This window comes from Niveispirillum sp., assembly GCF_017996735.1.
Lineage (GTDB): Bacteria > Pseudomonadota > Alphaproteobacteria > Azospirillales > Azospirillaceae > Niveispirillum.
The window spans coordinates 24,696-40,433 of sequence record NZ_JAGOGJ010000059.1 but is presented as its reverse complement, the minus strand read 5'-3'; the positions used below and the strand labels follow the sequence as shown (position 1 = coordinate 40,433).

At 65.3% G+C, this 15,738-nt stretch carries 18 protein-coding genes; 7 read left to right on the top strand and 11 right to left on the bottom strand.

Annotated elements, in window-relative coordinates; genetic code table 11:
- The 5 genes from KBA48_RS18290 to KBA48_RS18270 all read right to left on the bottom strand — a co-directional run.
- The coding region (locus KBA48_RS18290) for a chemotaxis protein CheB (protein WP_292908989.1) at window positions 1-778 on the bottom strand (778 nt) is incomplete at its 3' end.
- A complete protein-coding gene (locus KBA48_RS18285; RefSeq protein WP_292908987.1) occupies window positions 775-2,148 on the bottom strand; it encodes a chemotaxis protein CheW in 1,374 nt (457 codons plus the stop codon). The genes KBA48_RS18290 and KBA48_RS18285, both read right to left, overlap by 4 nt.
- Before the next feature lie 4 nt (window positions 2,149-2,152).
- Window positions 2,153-4,039 (bottom strand): methyl-accepting chemotaxis protein, encoded by a 1,887-nt coding sequence (locus KBA48_RS18280; RefSeq protein ID WP_292908985.1) that lies wholly within the window; start codon window positions 4,037-4,039, stop codon window positions 2,153-2,155.
- 304 nt (window positions 4,040-4,343) lie between these two features.
- A complete protein-coding gene (locus KBA48_RS18275; protein WP_292908983.1) occupies window positions 4,344-4,700 on the bottom strand; it encodes a group III truncated hemoglobin in 357 nt (118 codons plus the stop codon).
- Between the two features lie 132 nt (window positions 4,701-4,832).
- Window positions 4,833-5,600, bottom strand: a complete 768-nt coding sequence (locus tag KBA48_RS18270; protein WP_292908982.1) for a GGDEF domain-containing protein — start codon at window positions 5,598-5,600, stop codon at window positions 4,833-4,835.
- Between the two features lie 230 nt (window positions 5,601-5,830).
- Here KBA48_RS18270 and KBA48_RS18265 point away from each other — a divergent pair, with 230 nt between their 5' ends.
- Window positions 5,831-6,703, top strand: coding sequence for a cell envelope integrity EipB family protein (locus KBA48_RS18265; RefSeq protein WP_292908980.1), 873 nt, complete (start codon window positions 5,831-5,833; stop codon window positions 6,701-6,703).
- A 13-nt stretch (window positions 6,704-6,716) separates the two neighbouring features.
- Here KBA48_RS18265 and KBA48_RS18260 read toward each other — a convergent pair whose 3' ends face one another.
- The 4 genes from KBA48_RS18260 to erpA all read right to left on the bottom strand — a co-directional run bounded on the left by KBA48_RS18260 (window position 6,717) and on the right by erpA (window position 9,546).
- A complete protein-coding gene (locus tag KBA48_RS18260) occupies window positions 6,717-7,811 on the bottom strand; it encodes an isoaspartyl peptidase/L-asparaginase family protein (protein WP_292908978.1) in 1,095 nt (364 codons plus the stop codon).
- A gap of 76 nt (window positions 7,812-7,887) precedes the next feature.
- A complete protein-coding gene (locus KBA48_RS18255) occupies window positions 7,888-8,190 on the bottom strand; it encodes a hypothetical protein (protein ID WP_292908976.1) in 303 nt (100 codons plus the stop codon).
- Window positions 8,191-8,279: 89 nt separating this feature from the next.
- A complete protein-coding gene (xth, locus tag KBA48_RS18250; protein ID WP_292908974.1) occupies window positions 8,280-9,050 on the bottom strand; it encodes an exodeoxyribonuclease III in 771 nt (256 codons plus the stop codon).
- A gap of 115 nt (window positions 9,051-9,165) precedes the next feature.
- Window positions 9,166-9,546, bottom strand: a complete 381-nt coding sequence (gene erpA, locus KBA48_RS18245) for an iron-sulfur cluster insertion protein ErpA (RefSeq protein WP_292908972.1) — start codon at window positions 9,544-9,546, stop codon at window positions 9,166-9,168.
- Window positions 9,547-9,651: 105 nt separating this feature from the next.
- On the opposite strand from erpA, the gene dgt reads away from it, so the two are divergent.
- Window positions 9,652-10,974 (top strand): dGTP triphosphohydrolase, encoded by a 1,323-nt coding sequence (gene dgt, locus KBA48_RS18240; RefSeq protein ID WP_292908971.1) that lies wholly within the window; start codon window positions 9,652-9,654, stop codon window positions 10,972-10,974.
- Window positions 10,975-10,979: 5 nt separating this feature from the next.
- On the opposite strand, the gene KBA48_RS18235 is transcribed toward dgt, so the two are convergent.
- Window positions 10,980-11,456, bottom strand: a complete 477-nt coding sequence (locus KBA48_RS18235) for a glutathione peroxidase (RefSeq protein ID WP_292908970.1) — start codon at window positions 11,454-11,456, stop codon at window positions 10,980-10,982.
- A gap of 68 nt (window positions 11,457-11,524) precedes the next feature.
- On the opposite strand from KBA48_RS18235, the gene KBA48_RS18230 reads away from it, so the two are divergent.
- Genes KBA48_RS18230 through KBA48_RS18220 form a run of 3 tightly spaced genes read left to right on the top strand, consistent with a single transcriptional unit; the run spans window position 11,525 to window position 13,808 of the window.
- Window positions 11,525-12,403 (top strand): hypothetical protein, encoded by an 879-nt coding sequence (locus KBA48_RS18230; protein WP_292908969.1) that lies wholly within the window; start codon window positions 11,525-11,527, stop codon window positions 12,401-12,403.
- On the top strand, window positions 12,400-12,780 hold the full coding sequence (crcB, locus tag KBA48_RS18225; RefSeq protein WP_292908968.1) for a fluoride efflux transporter CrcB: 381 nt from the start codon (window positions 12,400-12,402) through the stop codon (window positions 12,778-12,780). Before KBA48_RS18230 ends, crcB begins: the two co-directional genes overlap by 4 nt.
- Entirely contained in the window at window positions 12,777-13,808 is a 1,032-nt protein-coding gene (locus KBA48_RS18220; protein WP_292908967.1) for an RluA family pseudouridine synthase, read from the top strand. The genes crcB and KBA48_RS18220 overlap by 4 nt, the downstream gene beginning before the upstream one ends.
- 25 nt (window positions 13,809-13,833) lie before the next feature.
- Here KBA48_RS18220 and hmpA read toward each other — a convergent pair whose 3' ends face one another.
- Window positions 13,834-15,024, bottom strand: a complete 1,191-nt coding sequence (hmpA, locus tag KBA48_RS18215; protein ID WP_292908966.1) for an NO-inducible flavohemoprotein — start codon at window positions 15,022-15,024, stop codon at window positions 13,834-13,836.
- 1 nt (window position 15,025) lies between these two features.
- Here hmpA and KBA48_RS18210 point away from each other — a divergent pair, with 1 nt between their 5' ends.
- Window positions 15,026-15,259, top strand: coding sequence for a hypothetical protein (locus tag KBA48_RS18210; RefSeq protein WP_292908964.1), 234 nt, complete (start codon window positions 15,026-15,028; stop codon window positions 15,257-15,259).
- On the top strand, window positions 15,250-15,705 hold the full coding sequence (locus KBA48_RS18205) for an Rrf2 family transcriptional regulator (protein ID WP_292908962.1): 456 nt from the start codon (window positions 15,250-15,252) through the stop codon (window positions 15,703-15,705). Before KBA48_RS18210 ends, KBA48_RS18205 begins: the two co-directional genes overlap by 10 nt.
- The last annotated feature ends 33 nt before the right edge of the window (window positions 15,706-15,738 follow it).

Below are 15,738 nucleotides of genomic sequence, written 5' to 3'. Positions count from 1 at the left end.
CGATATAGGCGTGACCCGGCGCCAGGAGGGTGGGCTGGCTGACCTCCACCACCCGCAACGGGCAGGTTCGGTCCAGCCGTTCGGCGAAGATGCCTGTGAATTGCCGGGGCATGTGCTGGGCGATCACGACCGGCCAGGGAAAGTCGGCCGGCAGATCGGACAGGATGACTTCCAATGCGTGCGGGCCGCCGGTGGACGCGCCGATGATCACCAGCCTCTCCGACCACGCCTCGCGCGCAGTGGGGGGCGCGGAGGGGGGCAGGACCAGACCCGGTTCGGACAGGCGGGGGGCTGTCCGGGGCCGGGCGGTAATGGCGGCCGCCCGTTCGGTGGCCGTCCGTATCTGCTGCTGCACACGTTCGCGCAGGCGCAGCGACGGGCGCAGGCGGACACCGGCCGCCGTTCGCACCTTGTCCAGCAGCAGGGGACGCAGTGCGTCGATATGCAGGGATACGGCCCCGTCGGGCTTGGCGACGTAATCGACGGCGCCCAGGGCCAGGGCATCCAGGGTCGTCGCCGCGCCCTCCCGTGTCAGGGAAGAGACCATGACCACCGGACAGGGATTTTCCAGCATCAGTTGGCTGAGGCATTCCAGCCCGTCCATGACCGGCATGTGGATGTCCAGCGTTGCCACCTCCGGCTTGAAGGCCCGGGCCACGTCCAGCATTTCGGCACCGTTGCGGGCCGTCGCGATCTCGAAATCACCTTCTTCGGTAAAGATGGCGGAGAGCAGCTTGCGCATCAGGGCGCTGTCATCGGCGATCAGCAGTCTGGTCATGAAGCCATCCCCGCCGCTTCGGCCAGCAGGGGCGGTTCCAGGATGGGCAGCATGGCGCCGGCATCCTCCACCACCCGCGCGATCAGTCGCGCCTGTGCCGCCGACAGGGCGGGGGCGGGGCCGATGGCATCGACGGGTACATGGCGCAGGCCGAGAACCAGATCCACCAGCACACCGAAGCGTCGTCCCGCCACCGCGACCAGCACGACGTGACGCGCACCCCGGTCATTGGCCGGCAGACCCAGGCGACGGCGCAGATCGATGACAGGCAGCGCCACCCCGTCGGCATTGCCGATCCCCACCAGGATATCCGGCGCCTGGGGAACGCGGGTCAGGGGACCCGGACGGTTGACGGCGGTCACATGGGCCAGCGGCAGGGCGTATTCACCGTCACCGGCCCGCACGCGCAGCAGCGCCGTCCGGCGTACCGCCCTCGCCACCTCAAAGGCTGGTTCCACCGTCTCTGCCCCGGTTCCGGACAGCGCGCTTTCCATATCGTCGCGGGCCAGAAGATGGGCGGGTGACAGCAGCGACACCAGACGCCGCCCCCCCTCCAGCCGGCAGAGGGCCTCCACCTCGCGCCCCATGTCGCTGAACAGGGCCGGCACAGGCTCCACGCTGGCCTCATCAACGCGCAGCAATTCACGCAGCCGATCCACGACCAGCCCGAACAGCAGCCCGTCGCGCGCCACCACCAGCACCCGGCCCATGGCGGCCGGGGTCAGGCCCAGCACAGCCCGCAGCGACACCAGCGGCAACAGCCTGTCGCCTACCATGCCCATGCCCAGCACGGCGGCCGGTGCGTGCGGCAGAGCCACAATCTGATCGGGTAGAGGGGCCGCGCGGCGCAGCAGATTGGCGGGCAGGGCATATTCCTGATCGGCGACCATAAAACTGACCAGGGCGCGGCCGGAACGCGCCATTCCGCCGCCGCTTGCGGCGCGGGTCGGAGCAACACGCAGGTCCCGGATCGGCGGGCGTGACGGCAGGGACAGCGCCCTGTCCAGCAGAAGGTCCAGCCAGACGGCCGATCCCTCCCGATGGATGCCCTGCATCTCATCCACCGGCAGACCCAGCAACAATCCGCCATGGCCCAGCAGCAGCAGTCGGCTTCCTCCGGCCGCTGGCGGTTCCGGCAGGTCCAGCAGCCGGTGGGCATTCAGGATGGCCGTCACCCGGCCGCGCACATGCGCCAGCCCCCGGACGGCGGCGGGTGCCAGGGGCAGGGGCGAAACATGGGCCGGCGGCATAGTCACTTCCAACACCCGGTCCAGCGGCAGCGCCAATGACCGGCCCCCGATGGTGAAGCGCAGATGCAGCGCACCCGTGTCGTCGGGCGGTGGTGCCATGTCGGCGATGCCCGGCGACATGGCCTTATTCCTCGCTGCGCAGCAGTTCGTCCGCCAGCGACGCGATCTCTTCCGCCGCTGCTGCCAGATCCTCCACACCTTGAGCCTGCTGACGCCCGGCGGCGGCGGCCTCGGACGTGGCCAGGCTGGCCTCCTCCGCTGCGGAGGCGGTGTTTTCCATGCCGCGCGCGCATTCGGTTGCCGCCCGCAGGATGATGCCCATGCCCCGGTTCACCTCCTCATTGTCGGCGTGCAGGGCCTTGATGTCGGCGACGATGGTGGCCAGTACGGGCAGGATAGACTGATTGCGCTGCACACCGGCGGACCCGTTGGTGACCAGCACCTCCAGGTCGCGGCGCGCCATCAGCATCTGATCCTGCATGTCGCGGACCGTATCGCGGATCGCCTCGATATGGGCGTCCCCCTCGCGCGAAAGGGTTCGAATATCGGCGGCCACGGTGGCGAAGCCGCGGCCTGCCTCTCCGGCGCGCGCCGCCTCCACCGCGCCGGATATGGCCAGCATCGTGGTCTGGATCGACAGGGTATTGATGGCATTCACCATCTTCTCCACCTGCCGTCCCAGCCGTTCCAGGGAAACGAGCTTGACCGCGCTTTTATGCCCTTCCGCCAGGGCCGCCTCCACTCCGGTCACCAGATCGCGGATCGCGGCTTCGCTTTCCGACAGTAAACCCGACATCTGCAGGACGCGGGTCGTGGCGTCCAGCGTCGCGCTCTCCACCTGCTTTGCGTTGCGTTCCAACTGGCCCAGGGCCGCGCTGCATTCCTGTGATGCGGCGGCCTGCTGCTGCGTGCCCCGGCTGATCTGGGCGATAGCGGTCATAATCTGCGCCGCCGCGCCGGACAATTCCTGCACCGTGGCCGACAATTCCTCGGAGATGGTGGCCACCTCCTCCGCATTGCGGCTGCTGCCGATATGGCTGTCACGCAGGGTATCGGCCAGGGTGGCCAGTTCCTGCGCGGCGGTTTCCGCCTGGCTCAGGGCCTGGCTCTGTTCGCTGAGGCTGCGCATCGATTGTTCGGTGGCGGCCGACTGCTCTTCCGCGGCGGCGGCCACATGCTCCACGGTGCGCTGCACCTCCCGCGCCGCGTGCTCTGCCTCCTGGGAAGCGATGGAGATGGACTGGCTGTTCCCGGCGATGGCGGTGAAGGCGCGGCGTATTTCCTCCAGATGCGTGGTGATGATGGCCGCATTCTGCGCCCGGCCCAGCGCGGCTTTGGCGGCAGCGGTGATGGTGTCGGTAACACTGGTCACCTCCACCCGGATTTCCGCCACCAGTTCGCCTACGCGCTGGGCATTTCTTTCAGCCGTCTCCGCCAGCAGCCGCACCTCATCGGCGATAACGGCGAATCCGGCCCCGGTCGCATCAGCCCTTGTCGCCTCGATCGCCGCGTTCAGGGACAGCATATTGGTCTGGTCGGCCAGATAGGCCACGGTTTCAACCACTTTGCCGATATTGGCGGCATGGTTTTCCAGTTCGCGCACGCGGTTGGCGGCGGCGGCCTGTTGTTCGGCATTCTGCTCGATCCCGGCGATGGAGGCGGCGATCTGGATGCCGCTTTCTGCCAGCATCGCCTGCAGGCTTTCAGCTTTGCGCTGGGAGATGCCCGCCTTGGCGCGGGCCTGCACGAACAGGTTGGCCATCTGGTTGACGGCGGCCAAGGATTGCTGGGCGGCGGACGCGGCCATCTGACCGCCACGCGAGATCTGGCCCATGGCGGTGACAAGCTGGTGGGCCGCCGCAGCCCCCTCAGTGATACCGGACGCCATTTCCACGGACGCGCTGGCCACCCGCTGCGCGATCTTCTGCCGGCGGCCCTGGCTGCGCCTGCGGTCCCGCCGGGCGCTTTCCATGGAGGCGTCGGGCGGTGCGGCAGTATCCGTTCCACTCATTACAGGTGCGTGACGTAAATCAACTTGCGATTTCTTGACCAGAACCATCGCCACCTCAGAAAATCCGGGCATGCCGCTTCATATGGCACCCTAATGGCTTAAATGGATAAGGAGAAGTAGGCGCTATGGGCTAGGTCCTTTCGATGGCATCGATCATGGTTACCGCCAGACGTCGGCAAGGCCAAAGGCAGGGCGGCCTTATCAGCGTTCAGGCCGCGCCCGTCGCCCCGATTGCGGGGCACATCGCCCATAGTCACAATGCACGCCGATCACCGGTCAACCAGGACGGCGAGGCGCGGAACCGTCAGGCGGCGATATATTGGATACCCAGTTGCAGGCTGCGGGCGATGCGGCTGGCGGTGGCGTGTATGGCGGCGGCGTCGCCCGGTGATAAGACCTCACGCGCGATTTCTTCCCACAAGACCAGCCAGTGGGCGAACAGCGCCGGTGACAATTGCTCGCGATGGCGCAGATGGGCGGCCATCGGGTTGCCCTTGTAGCGTCCGCTTGTCAGCATCACCGACGACCAGAAGTCGTGCAGCAGTTTCAGGTGGCGGTCCCAATCGGTGATGGTTTCATTAAAAATCGGCCCCAATTCCGCGTCTTGCCGAACCTTCGCGTAGAATCGGTCGACAAGCAGGGCAAGCTGTCCGTCATCCATGACATTTCTCCCGTTAGAGAACGCCAGGATGATCGTTCAGGCATAAAGAGGCAAATAATATACATCTTTAACCCGTGCGCATTTTGTCACGGGAGGGGAGGGCCGCCAAGAAGCGGCGGCAGCATCAGAGGATCAGCGTCCGTCCCTGGCCTGACGTTTTGCCCGGTACATGCCGGCGTCGGCGCGACGGATCACCTCCTCCTCCTGATCGCCGGCGGCGAAGGGCTGGATGCCGAAGCTGCCGCGCAGGGGAAGGTTCAGCATCTGCCACTGACAGGTGCCGGCGTTGAAGATATCCGACAGCGCTTCGGCGCGCATCACCCCCTGGGCCTGATCGGTGTGGGTCAGCAGTATGGCGAATTCGTCGCCGCCGAACCGGGCCACGATGTCATGGGCCCGCACATTGTCCTTCAGGGTGCGGGCAGCCTGCCGCAGGTACCAGTCCCCGCACAGGTGGCCATGCATGTCATTGATGGCCTTGAACCCGTCCAGATCGACAATGACCAGCACGCCGCCCAGGCCGCTCCGGCGGGTGGAGGAGAGTTCACGGCGGAAGGCCTCCACAAGGCCGCGACGGTTCAGCAATCCGGTCAACTCGTCCGTCATGGACAAGGTTTCCAGATGTTCGATTCGGTCCTTCTGCTCCGCGATCGTCGCTTCCGCCTCGCGCAGACGCATGATCGTGTCCTGTAGCAGGTACACATAAGTGTCGGCCGGCATCGAAACAGGCGCCAGTCCAGGGGTCACGGTACCGCCCAGCCCGCCGGCGACGGCGCGGGCCAGGGATTGCAGATTGTTGACCTGCCCATGCGCGGGGGGTGTTCCGGGGAGGCCGATGGCGCGGTCCATGCCCCTGGACATCGTCGACGGACGGGTCGGGACTGAATTGAACAGGCTCATGATCGGCTCCCAAAACGGGCTGTTGCTCCGCGGCGTGATCAGCAACTGCCGTGCCAGTAAAAAAATCATTTAAAAACAATGAATTGAATTATGGGCACCCACCGTTCCCCTTGCCGGTCGGCAGTTATTGCCCGGCGCGGGCAGTGCAGTGCGGCATTTGCTGCCCACCCCGGGTGATTGCGGCGCACTGCAACGAATGGCCGTTGCGGCGGAACGCCGCCGGGCGCAAAATGAAGATCATCGCCACGATCCAGGCCTGTGCCCACGTGACCGTTTCAAGCCATACCCGCCGTCCCGCCCGACGCGTTGCCGCGTTCGCCCTTGCCCTGTTGCTGGGGGGAGGCGGCACGGTGCCGGCCTTTGGCCGAGCGGGGATCGACATCGCACCGCATAAGGCCACCTACCGGCTGAAACTCGATCATGCCCGGCTGCAGAGCGGCATCACCGACGTGGCGGGTCAGATGAGTTTTTCCTGGAACGACGCCTGCGATGGCTGGACCATCGATCAGCGGTTCCAGGTCCGCTTCTCCTATGCGGAGGGGGAGGACATGAATCTGGTCACCAACTACGCGACGTGGGAGGCCAAGGACGGCTCCGCCTATCGTTTCAACGTGCGCAAGCTGGTGAATGGCGAGGTGGATGAGGAATTGTCCGGCGGCGCCACGCTGGATGGAAAAGGTGGGGGCAGCGTCCGCTATGACAAGCCGGACGCGCGGTCGATGGACCTGAAGCCCGGCACCATGTTCCCCACGGCGCATACGCTGCGTGTCCTGAAACAGGCCGGCTCGGCGGAAAACCTGTTCTCCGTCCCCGTGTTCGACGGGGCGGAGGCGGATGGGGCCAGTCCCGTCAACACCATCGTGGGCAAGCTGCGGACCCCCGCGGTGATGAAGGTGAAGGACGCCGATCTGCTGGCCGCCAAGGCCTGGCAGGTGTCGCTGGCTTTCTTCCCCATCAATCCGGGCGAACCGCTGCCGGATTATGAGACCAACATGGTTCTACAGGAAAACGGGGTTGTCCGGTCCATGCTGGTGGATTACGGCGATTTCCGCGTCTCCATGGAATTGGAGACGCTGGAAAAGGCCATCAAGCCCCCCTGCTGACGGGGGGGCCCGTTCAGGGGTCTGCCTTGAAGATGCCCACCACCGGCTCACCGCCCGCCACCTGGCGGGCGCGATACATGCCCGATGTGTTGAAGGACCAGGCCACCTGACCATCGGGTGTGACGGCCACGATGCCGCCATCACCGCCCAGTGCCGTCAGGCGAGCCTGGATCACCTCATCCGCGGCCTGCTGCAACCCCATCCCCTTCAATTCCACCAGATCGCAGATGGCCCGCGCGACACCCAGGCGGATGAAATATTCGCCTGTCCCGGTGGCGGATACCGCGCATGATTTGTCGTTGGCATAGGTGCCGGCGCCGATAATGGGCACGTCGCCCACCCGGCCCCACAATTTGGCGGTCGTCCCACCGGTGGAGGTGCCGGCCGCGACATGGCCCTGATTGTCCAAGGCCACCACGCCGACAGTGCCGTATTTCCGATCCTCGAACGCCATGTCGGACGATGCCAGCGGTGCGGGTTCCGGCCCCACGCCCGGCGGGCGCGCGGGCAGGGGCAGGCCCCTTTCGGTCAGTGTCTTTTTCAGCGATTGCCAGCGGCGCTCGGTGAAGAACCAGGACGGGTCTGCCTGTTCCACCCCCGCCTGCCGCCCGAATTTTTCGGCGCCGGCACCAATCAGCATGACATGGGGCGATTTTTCCATGACCGCGCGGGCCAGGGTGATGGGATTCCGGGTGCCGGTGATACCGGCCACGGCGCCCGCCTTCAGGGTGGAACCATCCATGATGGCCGCATCGAGTTCGTTACGGCCATCAGCGGTGAAGACCGCCCCCTTGCCCGCGTTGAACTGCGGGTCATCCTCCAGCCCGCGCACAACCGCCACGACCGCATCCAGCGCCGAACCGCCTTTTTCCAGCACGGCCCGGCCACGCTCCAGCGCGGCATGCATGGCCGCGCGGTATGACGCTTCGGTCTCCGGACCCATGGTTTCCCGGTCCATCACCCCCGCACCGCCATGAATGGCCAGTGCCCAGGCGGGCCGGGCCGCGACCTGCGGCGTTGCGACAGGTTCACGGGAAGCGCAGGCCGTCAGACCCAGTGTCAACAGCAGCAGGGCAAGATGGCTCGTGCGTCGGACCGGACGTTTCATTCCTGGCGGCTCCCCGGATATCGCTTGGCTTTCCGCCTTGATACCAAGCGGACGGGGGCCCGGCCAGAAAAACGGATCAGTCCTGCGGAACGCCCTGGGTTTCGGTGCGCATCAGGGACGGGCTGTCATCGGTTTCAATGGTCCGCCCCCGCCGGTCGATGGCCGGCTGGTCTTCCTTGGGGTCCCGGAACAACTGGCCGGGCCGGGTCTGGCTGGCGGGCGGAGCCGTTGCCTTGTCGGCGGACAGGTGATCCAGCCGCGCCTCTTCGGCCAGTTCCCGGCGGGCCTGCTCCAGGCAGATATTCAGCAAACCGGGCTGGCGTCCCTTGCCGTCCCACAATTGAAAGGCGCGGGCTTGCACCTGGGATTCGTCGGTCATGGCTGGCTCCTTTCGTCATCGAGACAGAAAGGAAACACCCCGCAGGGCAGATTGGTTCCACCGTCAACCGGCCCCCGGGGGGGGGCCGGTCAGGCCAGCGTCAGAACCACCGGCGTATGATCAGATGCCTTTTCCCGGCCGCGTGGCCCCTTGTCGATCTCGCACGTCGCCAGACTGTCCGCGGCTTGCGGAGACAGCAGGAAATGGTCGATGCGCAGGCCATTGTTCCGCGGCCAGGCGCCGGCCTGATAATCCCAGAAACTATAGGCGGGGACCAGCCCAGGATGCAGGGACCGGAACGCCTCTGTGTAGCCCAGCGCCAGGATTTCCTGGAATTTCAACCGAGTCTCCTGCCGGAACAAGGCATCCTCGCGCCAGCCGACCGGGTCGTACACATCTTCGGCGGCGGGAATGACATTATAGTCACCGCCCAGCACCACCTTCTGCCCTGTGTTCAGCAGATCGGCGGCATGCAGCCGCAACCGTTCCATCCAGCGCAGCTTGTAGGGGTACTTCTCCGTGCCGACCGGGTTGCCGTTGGGCAGGTAGAGGCTGGCGATGCGCACGCCTTCCACCGTGCCCTCGACATAACGCGCCTGCTCGTCGTCTGGCTCGCCCGGCAGGCGGGTGATGATGTCGGTGACCGGCATCTTCGACAGGATGGCGACACCGTTATAGGCCTTCTGCCCCACGGCATGAACGTGATAGCCCAGGTCCTCGAACGCGGCGGCGGGAAAGGCGGCCGTCTCGCACTTGATCTCCTGGAACAGCACCACATCGGGTGCGGCCTCGCGCAGCCAATCGGTGATGTTGGGCAGGCGGGCCTTGGCGGAGTTCACATTCCAGGTGGCGATCTTCACGTTCGTTTTGCCTTATCCGTTGAGCCGCCGGGCGGGTTCGTGCCCGGCGAAGGCCGCCGACTGCTCGCGCGGCATGAGCCAGGCCGCCGCATGGTGGCCCCCGGCGCCAGAAGGATCAAACTGAAAAACTGGTGCCACAGCCGCAGGAAGACGCGGCATTGGGGTTGTTGACCTTGAAATAGCTGCCCATCAGGTCCTCGGCGAAGTCAAGTTCCGCCCCGGCCAGCAGGTCGAGAGAGACGTCATCGACAACCAGCTTCGCCTCGCCCTTGGAAAAGACGTGATCGTCGTCATTGGTGACGGTGTCGAAGGAAAAGCCGTACTGGAAGCCGGAGCAGCCGCCGCCCGACACGGTCAGGCGCAGCATCTGGTCCGGATTACCCTCCAGCGCCGCCAGCTTCGCGATGCGGCGGGCGGCACTGTCGGAGAGGGTCATGGCGCGGGCGGCGGGCGGCGGGGTGCCGGCACTGTCCGCGATGGCTGTTGTTGTGCTCATTGAATGGTTCCTGTCTGCTAACGACTGGACAAACGCTTACACCCTATGTAAGCGGCGAAGGCGTGTCCGTCAAAGGCGGGCATGGCATGCGCTGGAGATACCGCGATGATGCGTTGGCAGTCCCTGTTATCCCGCAAGCGTCTTGCCAAGGACGGTTTGGCGCCGGAACTGCCTTATCGCAGCGCCTTTGAGATCGATATCGACCGTATCACCTTTTCCACCAGCTTCCGGCGCCTGTCGGACAAGCAGCAGGTGCATGGCATCGGCGGATCGGATTATGTGCGTTCGCGCCTGACCCATTCGATGGAGGCGGCTCGTGTCGGCCGTTCGCTGGGAAGCTGGGCGGGGGCGGAGATCATCCGGCGCTATGGTCAGGATGCTGTACCCGCCAGCGCCGCCGATATCGGCGATGTGGTGGGGGCGGGCGCCCTGGCCCATGACCTGGGCACCCCCTGTTTTGCCCATACGGGAGAGGACATCATTTCCGACTGGTTCGCCGGCACCGCCCTGGGCCGCGAAATCCTGTCGGGCGTTGACGGGCAGCAGGCCAGCGAGCTTTCCAATTTCGAAGGCAATGCCCAGGGTTTCCGTGTGCTGACCCGCCTGCAGGGCTGGCGCGCGCAGGGCGGGCTGCAGCTGACGGCGGCCACGCTGGGCACCTATGGCAAATATCCCTGGGCGGCCCCGGCCTTCGCCGGCGAGGAGCGGCCGCATAAGCGCAAATATGGCTTCCTGGGCAGCGAGACGGAGCTGATGGCGGAAGTGGCGGGTGAGTTGGGCCTGATCCCCACGGGCCGCGACGCCTGGTGCCGTCATCCGCTGGCCTATCTGGTGGAGGCGGCGGATGACGCCTGTTACTCCGTCGTCGATATCGAGGACGCGGTGAAGATGCGTATGCTGTCCTTCGCCGATGCAGAGGAACTGCTGGAACCGCTGATCGACTGGGACCGCGCGGAATATGAGGGGATCGAGGATGAAGACCGCCGTCTGATCTATCTGCGCGCCCGTGCCATCGACCGGCTGGTGACCGATGCGGCGGCGGCCTTCCTGGACAAGCTGCCCGACATCATGGAGGGCAAGGCGGTCGGTCCGCTGTTGAAGATGATCGAGCGCACGGACGCGCTGAAGGACATCTCCGACGTCTCCTATACCCAGATCTATCGCGGACATCAGCGTTGTGAGACCGACATCGTGGCGGCTCGTACCGTCACTACCCTGCTGGATGCCTATGGCGAGGCGCTGCTGGCGCGGGAAAAGCTGGGGCCGGGCGCCGACCTGCCGCGCCGCTTCGCCTCGCTGCTGGAAACGGTTCCGGGCATCCGGCAGGTTCCCTATGACCGCTCTGGCTGGACCCGGTCCTTGATGGACTATATCGCCGGCATGACGGACCGGTTCGCCATCCGGCAGGCGCAGTTGATCGCGGGGTGAGGCGGTTATAACAACGCCTCGATCGCCGTCCGCAACGCCTCCGGCTTCGTCGTCGGCCCGAAGCGGGCAACCACATTGCCCGACCGGTCCACCAGGAACTTGGTGAAATTCCACTTGATGCGGCTGATCAGAAAACCGCGCTTCTGCGTTTTCAGCCAGGTGTAAAGGGGATGTGCATTGTCGCCATTCACGTCGATCTTGGCGAACATGGGGAAGGTGACGTCATAGGTCAGCGAACAGAAATTGGCAATTTCCGCCGCGTCGCCTGGTTCCTGCTGCCCGAACTGGTTGCAGGGAAAGCCCAGGACGGCCAGACCACGCGCCGCATAATCGCGGTGCAAGGCCTCCAGCCCCTGATATTGATAGGTGAAGCCGCATTTCGATGCGGTGTTCACGATCAGCATGACCTTGCCGCGCCAGTCACCCAGTGACACATCTTTGCCGTCGAGCGTTTTGGCGCTGAAGTCATAAATACTGGTCATGAACACCCTCCCCATTGATCGTGCGCGATGATGCGACGGGGCGGGGCGCTTGGCAATGTGGGGAAGGGATGGAGTTCGATCTTTTCGTGGGCATCGACTGGACAGGCGCACAGCCGGCCCGTGCGGTGGCTGTGGCGGCCTGTGATCCGTCCGGTCTGGTCAGCCCCGTCTGGCCCCGCGACCGGTTCTGGCAAAGGCGGGAGGTGGCGGACTGGATCGCGGCGCAGGTCCATGCGGGGCGGCGTGTGCTGGCCGGGTTTGATTTCGGATTCGCCATGCCGTGGGTCGATGGCGTCGGCTATCTGGACGGTCGGGTGCCGGATGTCACCGACATGTTTGCCCTTTGGGACCTGATCGATCAGGCCAGTAACCACGCGGAGGATGATTTCGCCGGTGCCGCGGTCCATGATCCGCGTCTGTTACCCAGCTTCTGGGTCAACGGCCCCACACCTGCCCATTGGGGCGACGGGTCGACCAAGCGGCGGCGGGTGGAGGTTGTGGCGGCAGAGACGGGGGCCGGCACGCCGGTATCGCTGTTCAAGCTGGCGGCCGCGTCGAAGCAGGTGGGCAAAGCGTCGCTGGCCGGCATGCGCACCCTGAGGCGCCTGCGTACGTTGACCGGCGACCGGCTTGCCGTCTGGCCTGTGCAGCAGCCGGCACCGGGGCAGAGCGTGGTGATGGAGATCTATCCCACCCTGTTCCGCAAGCAGGCGCTGGGCGGGGTGCGCAAGATCACGGGGCGGGCAGCGATAGTAGGGGCCCTGGCGCATTTCGGCTGCACGCTGTCGCCCGATCTGCCGGAACAGTTTGACGATCATATCGGGGATGCCATCATCACGGCGGCCGGGCTATCCCGGCTGGGGGAGCGGGCATCGGCCTGGAACCCGGCCGGCATGACGCGGGACATTGCCCGGCGCGAGGGCTGGATTTTCGGGGTCGGCGCATGAAGATGGTGTTATATGTCGCAATCGGTGGTGCGTTCGGCTCCGTGGCGCGGTATCTGACAGCGCAGTGGTTCGGTCGGCTGTTCGACATGAGCTTTCCCTGGGCGACGCTGACGGTGAATATCGTCGGCTCCTTCATCATGGGATTGCTGGTCGGGTTGATGGCCCATGTATGGTCGCCGCCGGAGGAGGTTCGTGCCTTTCTGACGGTGGGCATCCTGGGCGGGTTCACGACCTTTTCCACCTTCTCCCTGGATGTGGCGACCATGCTGGAACGGGGGGATCTGGGTTTGGCGGCGGCCTATGTGCTGTCGTCCTTGATTGTCGGCATCGGCGGGCTGTTCGCCGGGCTTTATATGGTACGGATGGTGACGGCATGAGCGATGCCGGGGAAACGCGCGGTCCCGCAAAGATCGTAGAGACGAAGCTGGTGGCCGAGGACGAGGCCGATATCCGCCTGGACCGCTGGTTCAAGCGGCATTATCCGCAGATCGGCCATGGTGTGTTGCAGAAACTGCTGCGCACGGGACAGGTGCGGGTGGAGGGCAAGCGCGCCGACGCCAATACCCGGCTGCTGCCGGGGCAATCGGTCCGTATCCCGCCATTGCCGGACGCCACCCCGGCACCCGCAGAGGGGCCGGGGGCGGCCAAGGCTGTCAAGCCGCTGTTCAGCGACAAGGAAGTGGCGGCCTTACGCGCCTGCGTCCTGTATCGGGACGCCGACGTCATCGTCCTGGACAAGCCGGCGGGTCTGGCCGTGCAGGGCGGGACGGGCCAGGCCAAGCACCTGGACGCCATGCTGGACCTGCTGAAATTCGACGCGCCGGGCCGGCCCAAGCTGGTCCACCGTCTGGACAAGGATACCAGCGGCTGCCTGGTTCTGGCCCGCAACAGCTTCGCCGCATCCCGCCTGACGGAAAGTTTCCGGGGCCGTGACGCGCGCAAGATTTATTGGGCCATCACCGTCGGCGTGCCCGAGCCGCACCAGGGCCGTATCGACCTTTCCATTGGAAAGGAGATGGCGGCTGGGGGTGAGCGCATGATGGTCGATGAACGCAACGGCCAGCGGGCGCAATCCTATTACACCGTGCTGGAACATGCCCACCGCAAGGCCGCCTTCGTGGCCCTGTGGCCGCGCACCGGGCGTACGCACCAGTTGCGTGTGCATATGGATGCCATTGGCACGCCGATCCTGGGCGATGGCAAATATGCAGGGCAGGCGGCCTTCATCGATGGTGCCGACATGAAGCGGCAGCTTCACCTGCATGCCCGCCGCATCATCATCCCCCATCCGCGGGGCGGCACCGTCGATGTGACCGCTCCGCTTCCGGAACATATGCGGCCAGCCTGGGATTATTTCGGCTTCAGTATGAACCTGAAGGAGGATCCGTTCTCCGCGCTGGACTGACCGCATTGATGAAGCCCGGGCCGGGTCAGCCCAGCAGTTCTTCCTCGTGCGAGCCGAAGAATTCATACCTGATCCGGTCTGCCGGCACGCCGGCGGCGCGCAGCCCCCGTATGATGCTGGTCATGAACCCTTTGGGGCCACAAACCATGAAGTCCGCTGTCGCGGCCTGGGGCAGGGCGGCGATGGCGGCGGGGTCGAGGCGGCCGACGCAATCATGGTTCCGGCCCGCCTGATCATCTTCGGACAATTGTTCGTAAAAAATGCTGACGCTCAGATTGTCATGCGTGCCGGCCAGGTCGCGCAGACGACGGCCGAACGCCTGATGCGCGCGGTCGCGCACAGCGTGGAACAGGTGCAGCGGCCGGTCGGAGCCATTTGCCAGTTCCGTCTCCACCACCGACAGCATGGGCGTGATACCAACCCCACCCGCCAGCAGAAACAGGGGCGACAGGCTGTGGGGTGCCGTGAAACTGCCTGCCGGCGGGGCCACCTCCACGATATCGCCCACCGATAGCTGACGGTGCAGGAAGCTGGACCCCAGCCCGTCGGGCAATCCGGCTTCGGGTGCCGCTTCATGCTTTACGGAAATGCGGTAGGACCGGCCATTGGGCGCGTCTGACAGGCTGTAATGGCGCAGCAGCGGGCCATGGCCCGGCACCGACAGGTTCAGGGTCAGATACTGGCCGGAGCGGAAGGACAGGATGGGCCCGCCGTCCACCGGCTCCAGATACAGGCTGCGGATGACGCTGCTCTCTGCCACGGCATCCACCACCTTGAACCGGCGCCAACCATACCAGCCGCCGGGGGCAAGGGCGCTGTCGCGATATTTGGCCTGTTCAACGCCCACAAAAATATCGCGCAGGGCCATCCAGGCTTCCGTCCAGGCATGCAGGATGGCCGGCGTGGCGGCATTGCCCAGCACTTCGGCCACGGAGCCCAGCAGGTTGGTGCCGACAATGTCGTAATGGTACGGCTGCACATGCAGGCTGACATGCCGCTCCGCGATCCGTTCCACCGCCGGACCCAGGGCGGCCAGATTGTCGATATTGTCGGCATAGGCGGCGACGGCCCCGGCCAGGGCGCGGGCCTGTGTGCCATTACGCTGATGCGTGGGGTCGAAAATGGCGCGGATGGCCGGATCACGCAGCAGCTTGGCATACATATGTCGCGTGATGGTCTCCCCATGCTGGTGCATGACCGGGGCGGTGGCTTTCACGATGGCAATTGTTTCAGGCGACAGCATCGGGATTCTCGTTTGGCTGGTTGGACAGGTGACTAAAGAGGTATTTCTTGTGCATCTTATCGGCATGGATCTTGAAAAGCAATATTTTGAATGTATCTTTTGTTTCAGCCGCCGACATGTCAGCCCTCCCGCCGTCAAGGCTTGTCCGGCCCCGGCGGTGGATGGCATGCAGAAGGTTCATGTCATGGGGATGGGACGATGCGGCTGACCCGCTACACGGATTATGGACTGCGCGTGCTGCTTTATCTGGGGATGAAGCGCGAGGGCCTGTCCACCATCCCGGAAATCGCCGCCCGTTACGCCATTTCCGAAAACCACCTGACCAAGATCGTCAATGAGTTGGGGCGGCTGGGCCATGTACGGACCGTGCGCGGCCGTAATGGCGGCATGGCCCTGGGCCGCCCGCCGGCGGAGATTAATCTGGGCGCCCTGGTGCGGCAGTTGGAAAACGACATGTCCCTGGTGGAATGTTTCGAGACGGGGAACACCTGCCCCATCACCAGCGACTGCCGTCTGCAAAAGGTGCTGGGCAAGGCCCTGGCGGCCTTTCTGGCGGTCCTGGACGAGGTCACCCTGGCCGACCTGCTGGCCCGACCGGCGGGCATGATGCAGATGCTGGGGTTGGATGGTCCGTCCACCCAGCCCGCCGAATAAAGAAAACCCCGGCCGCGTCGCCACGGCCGGGGT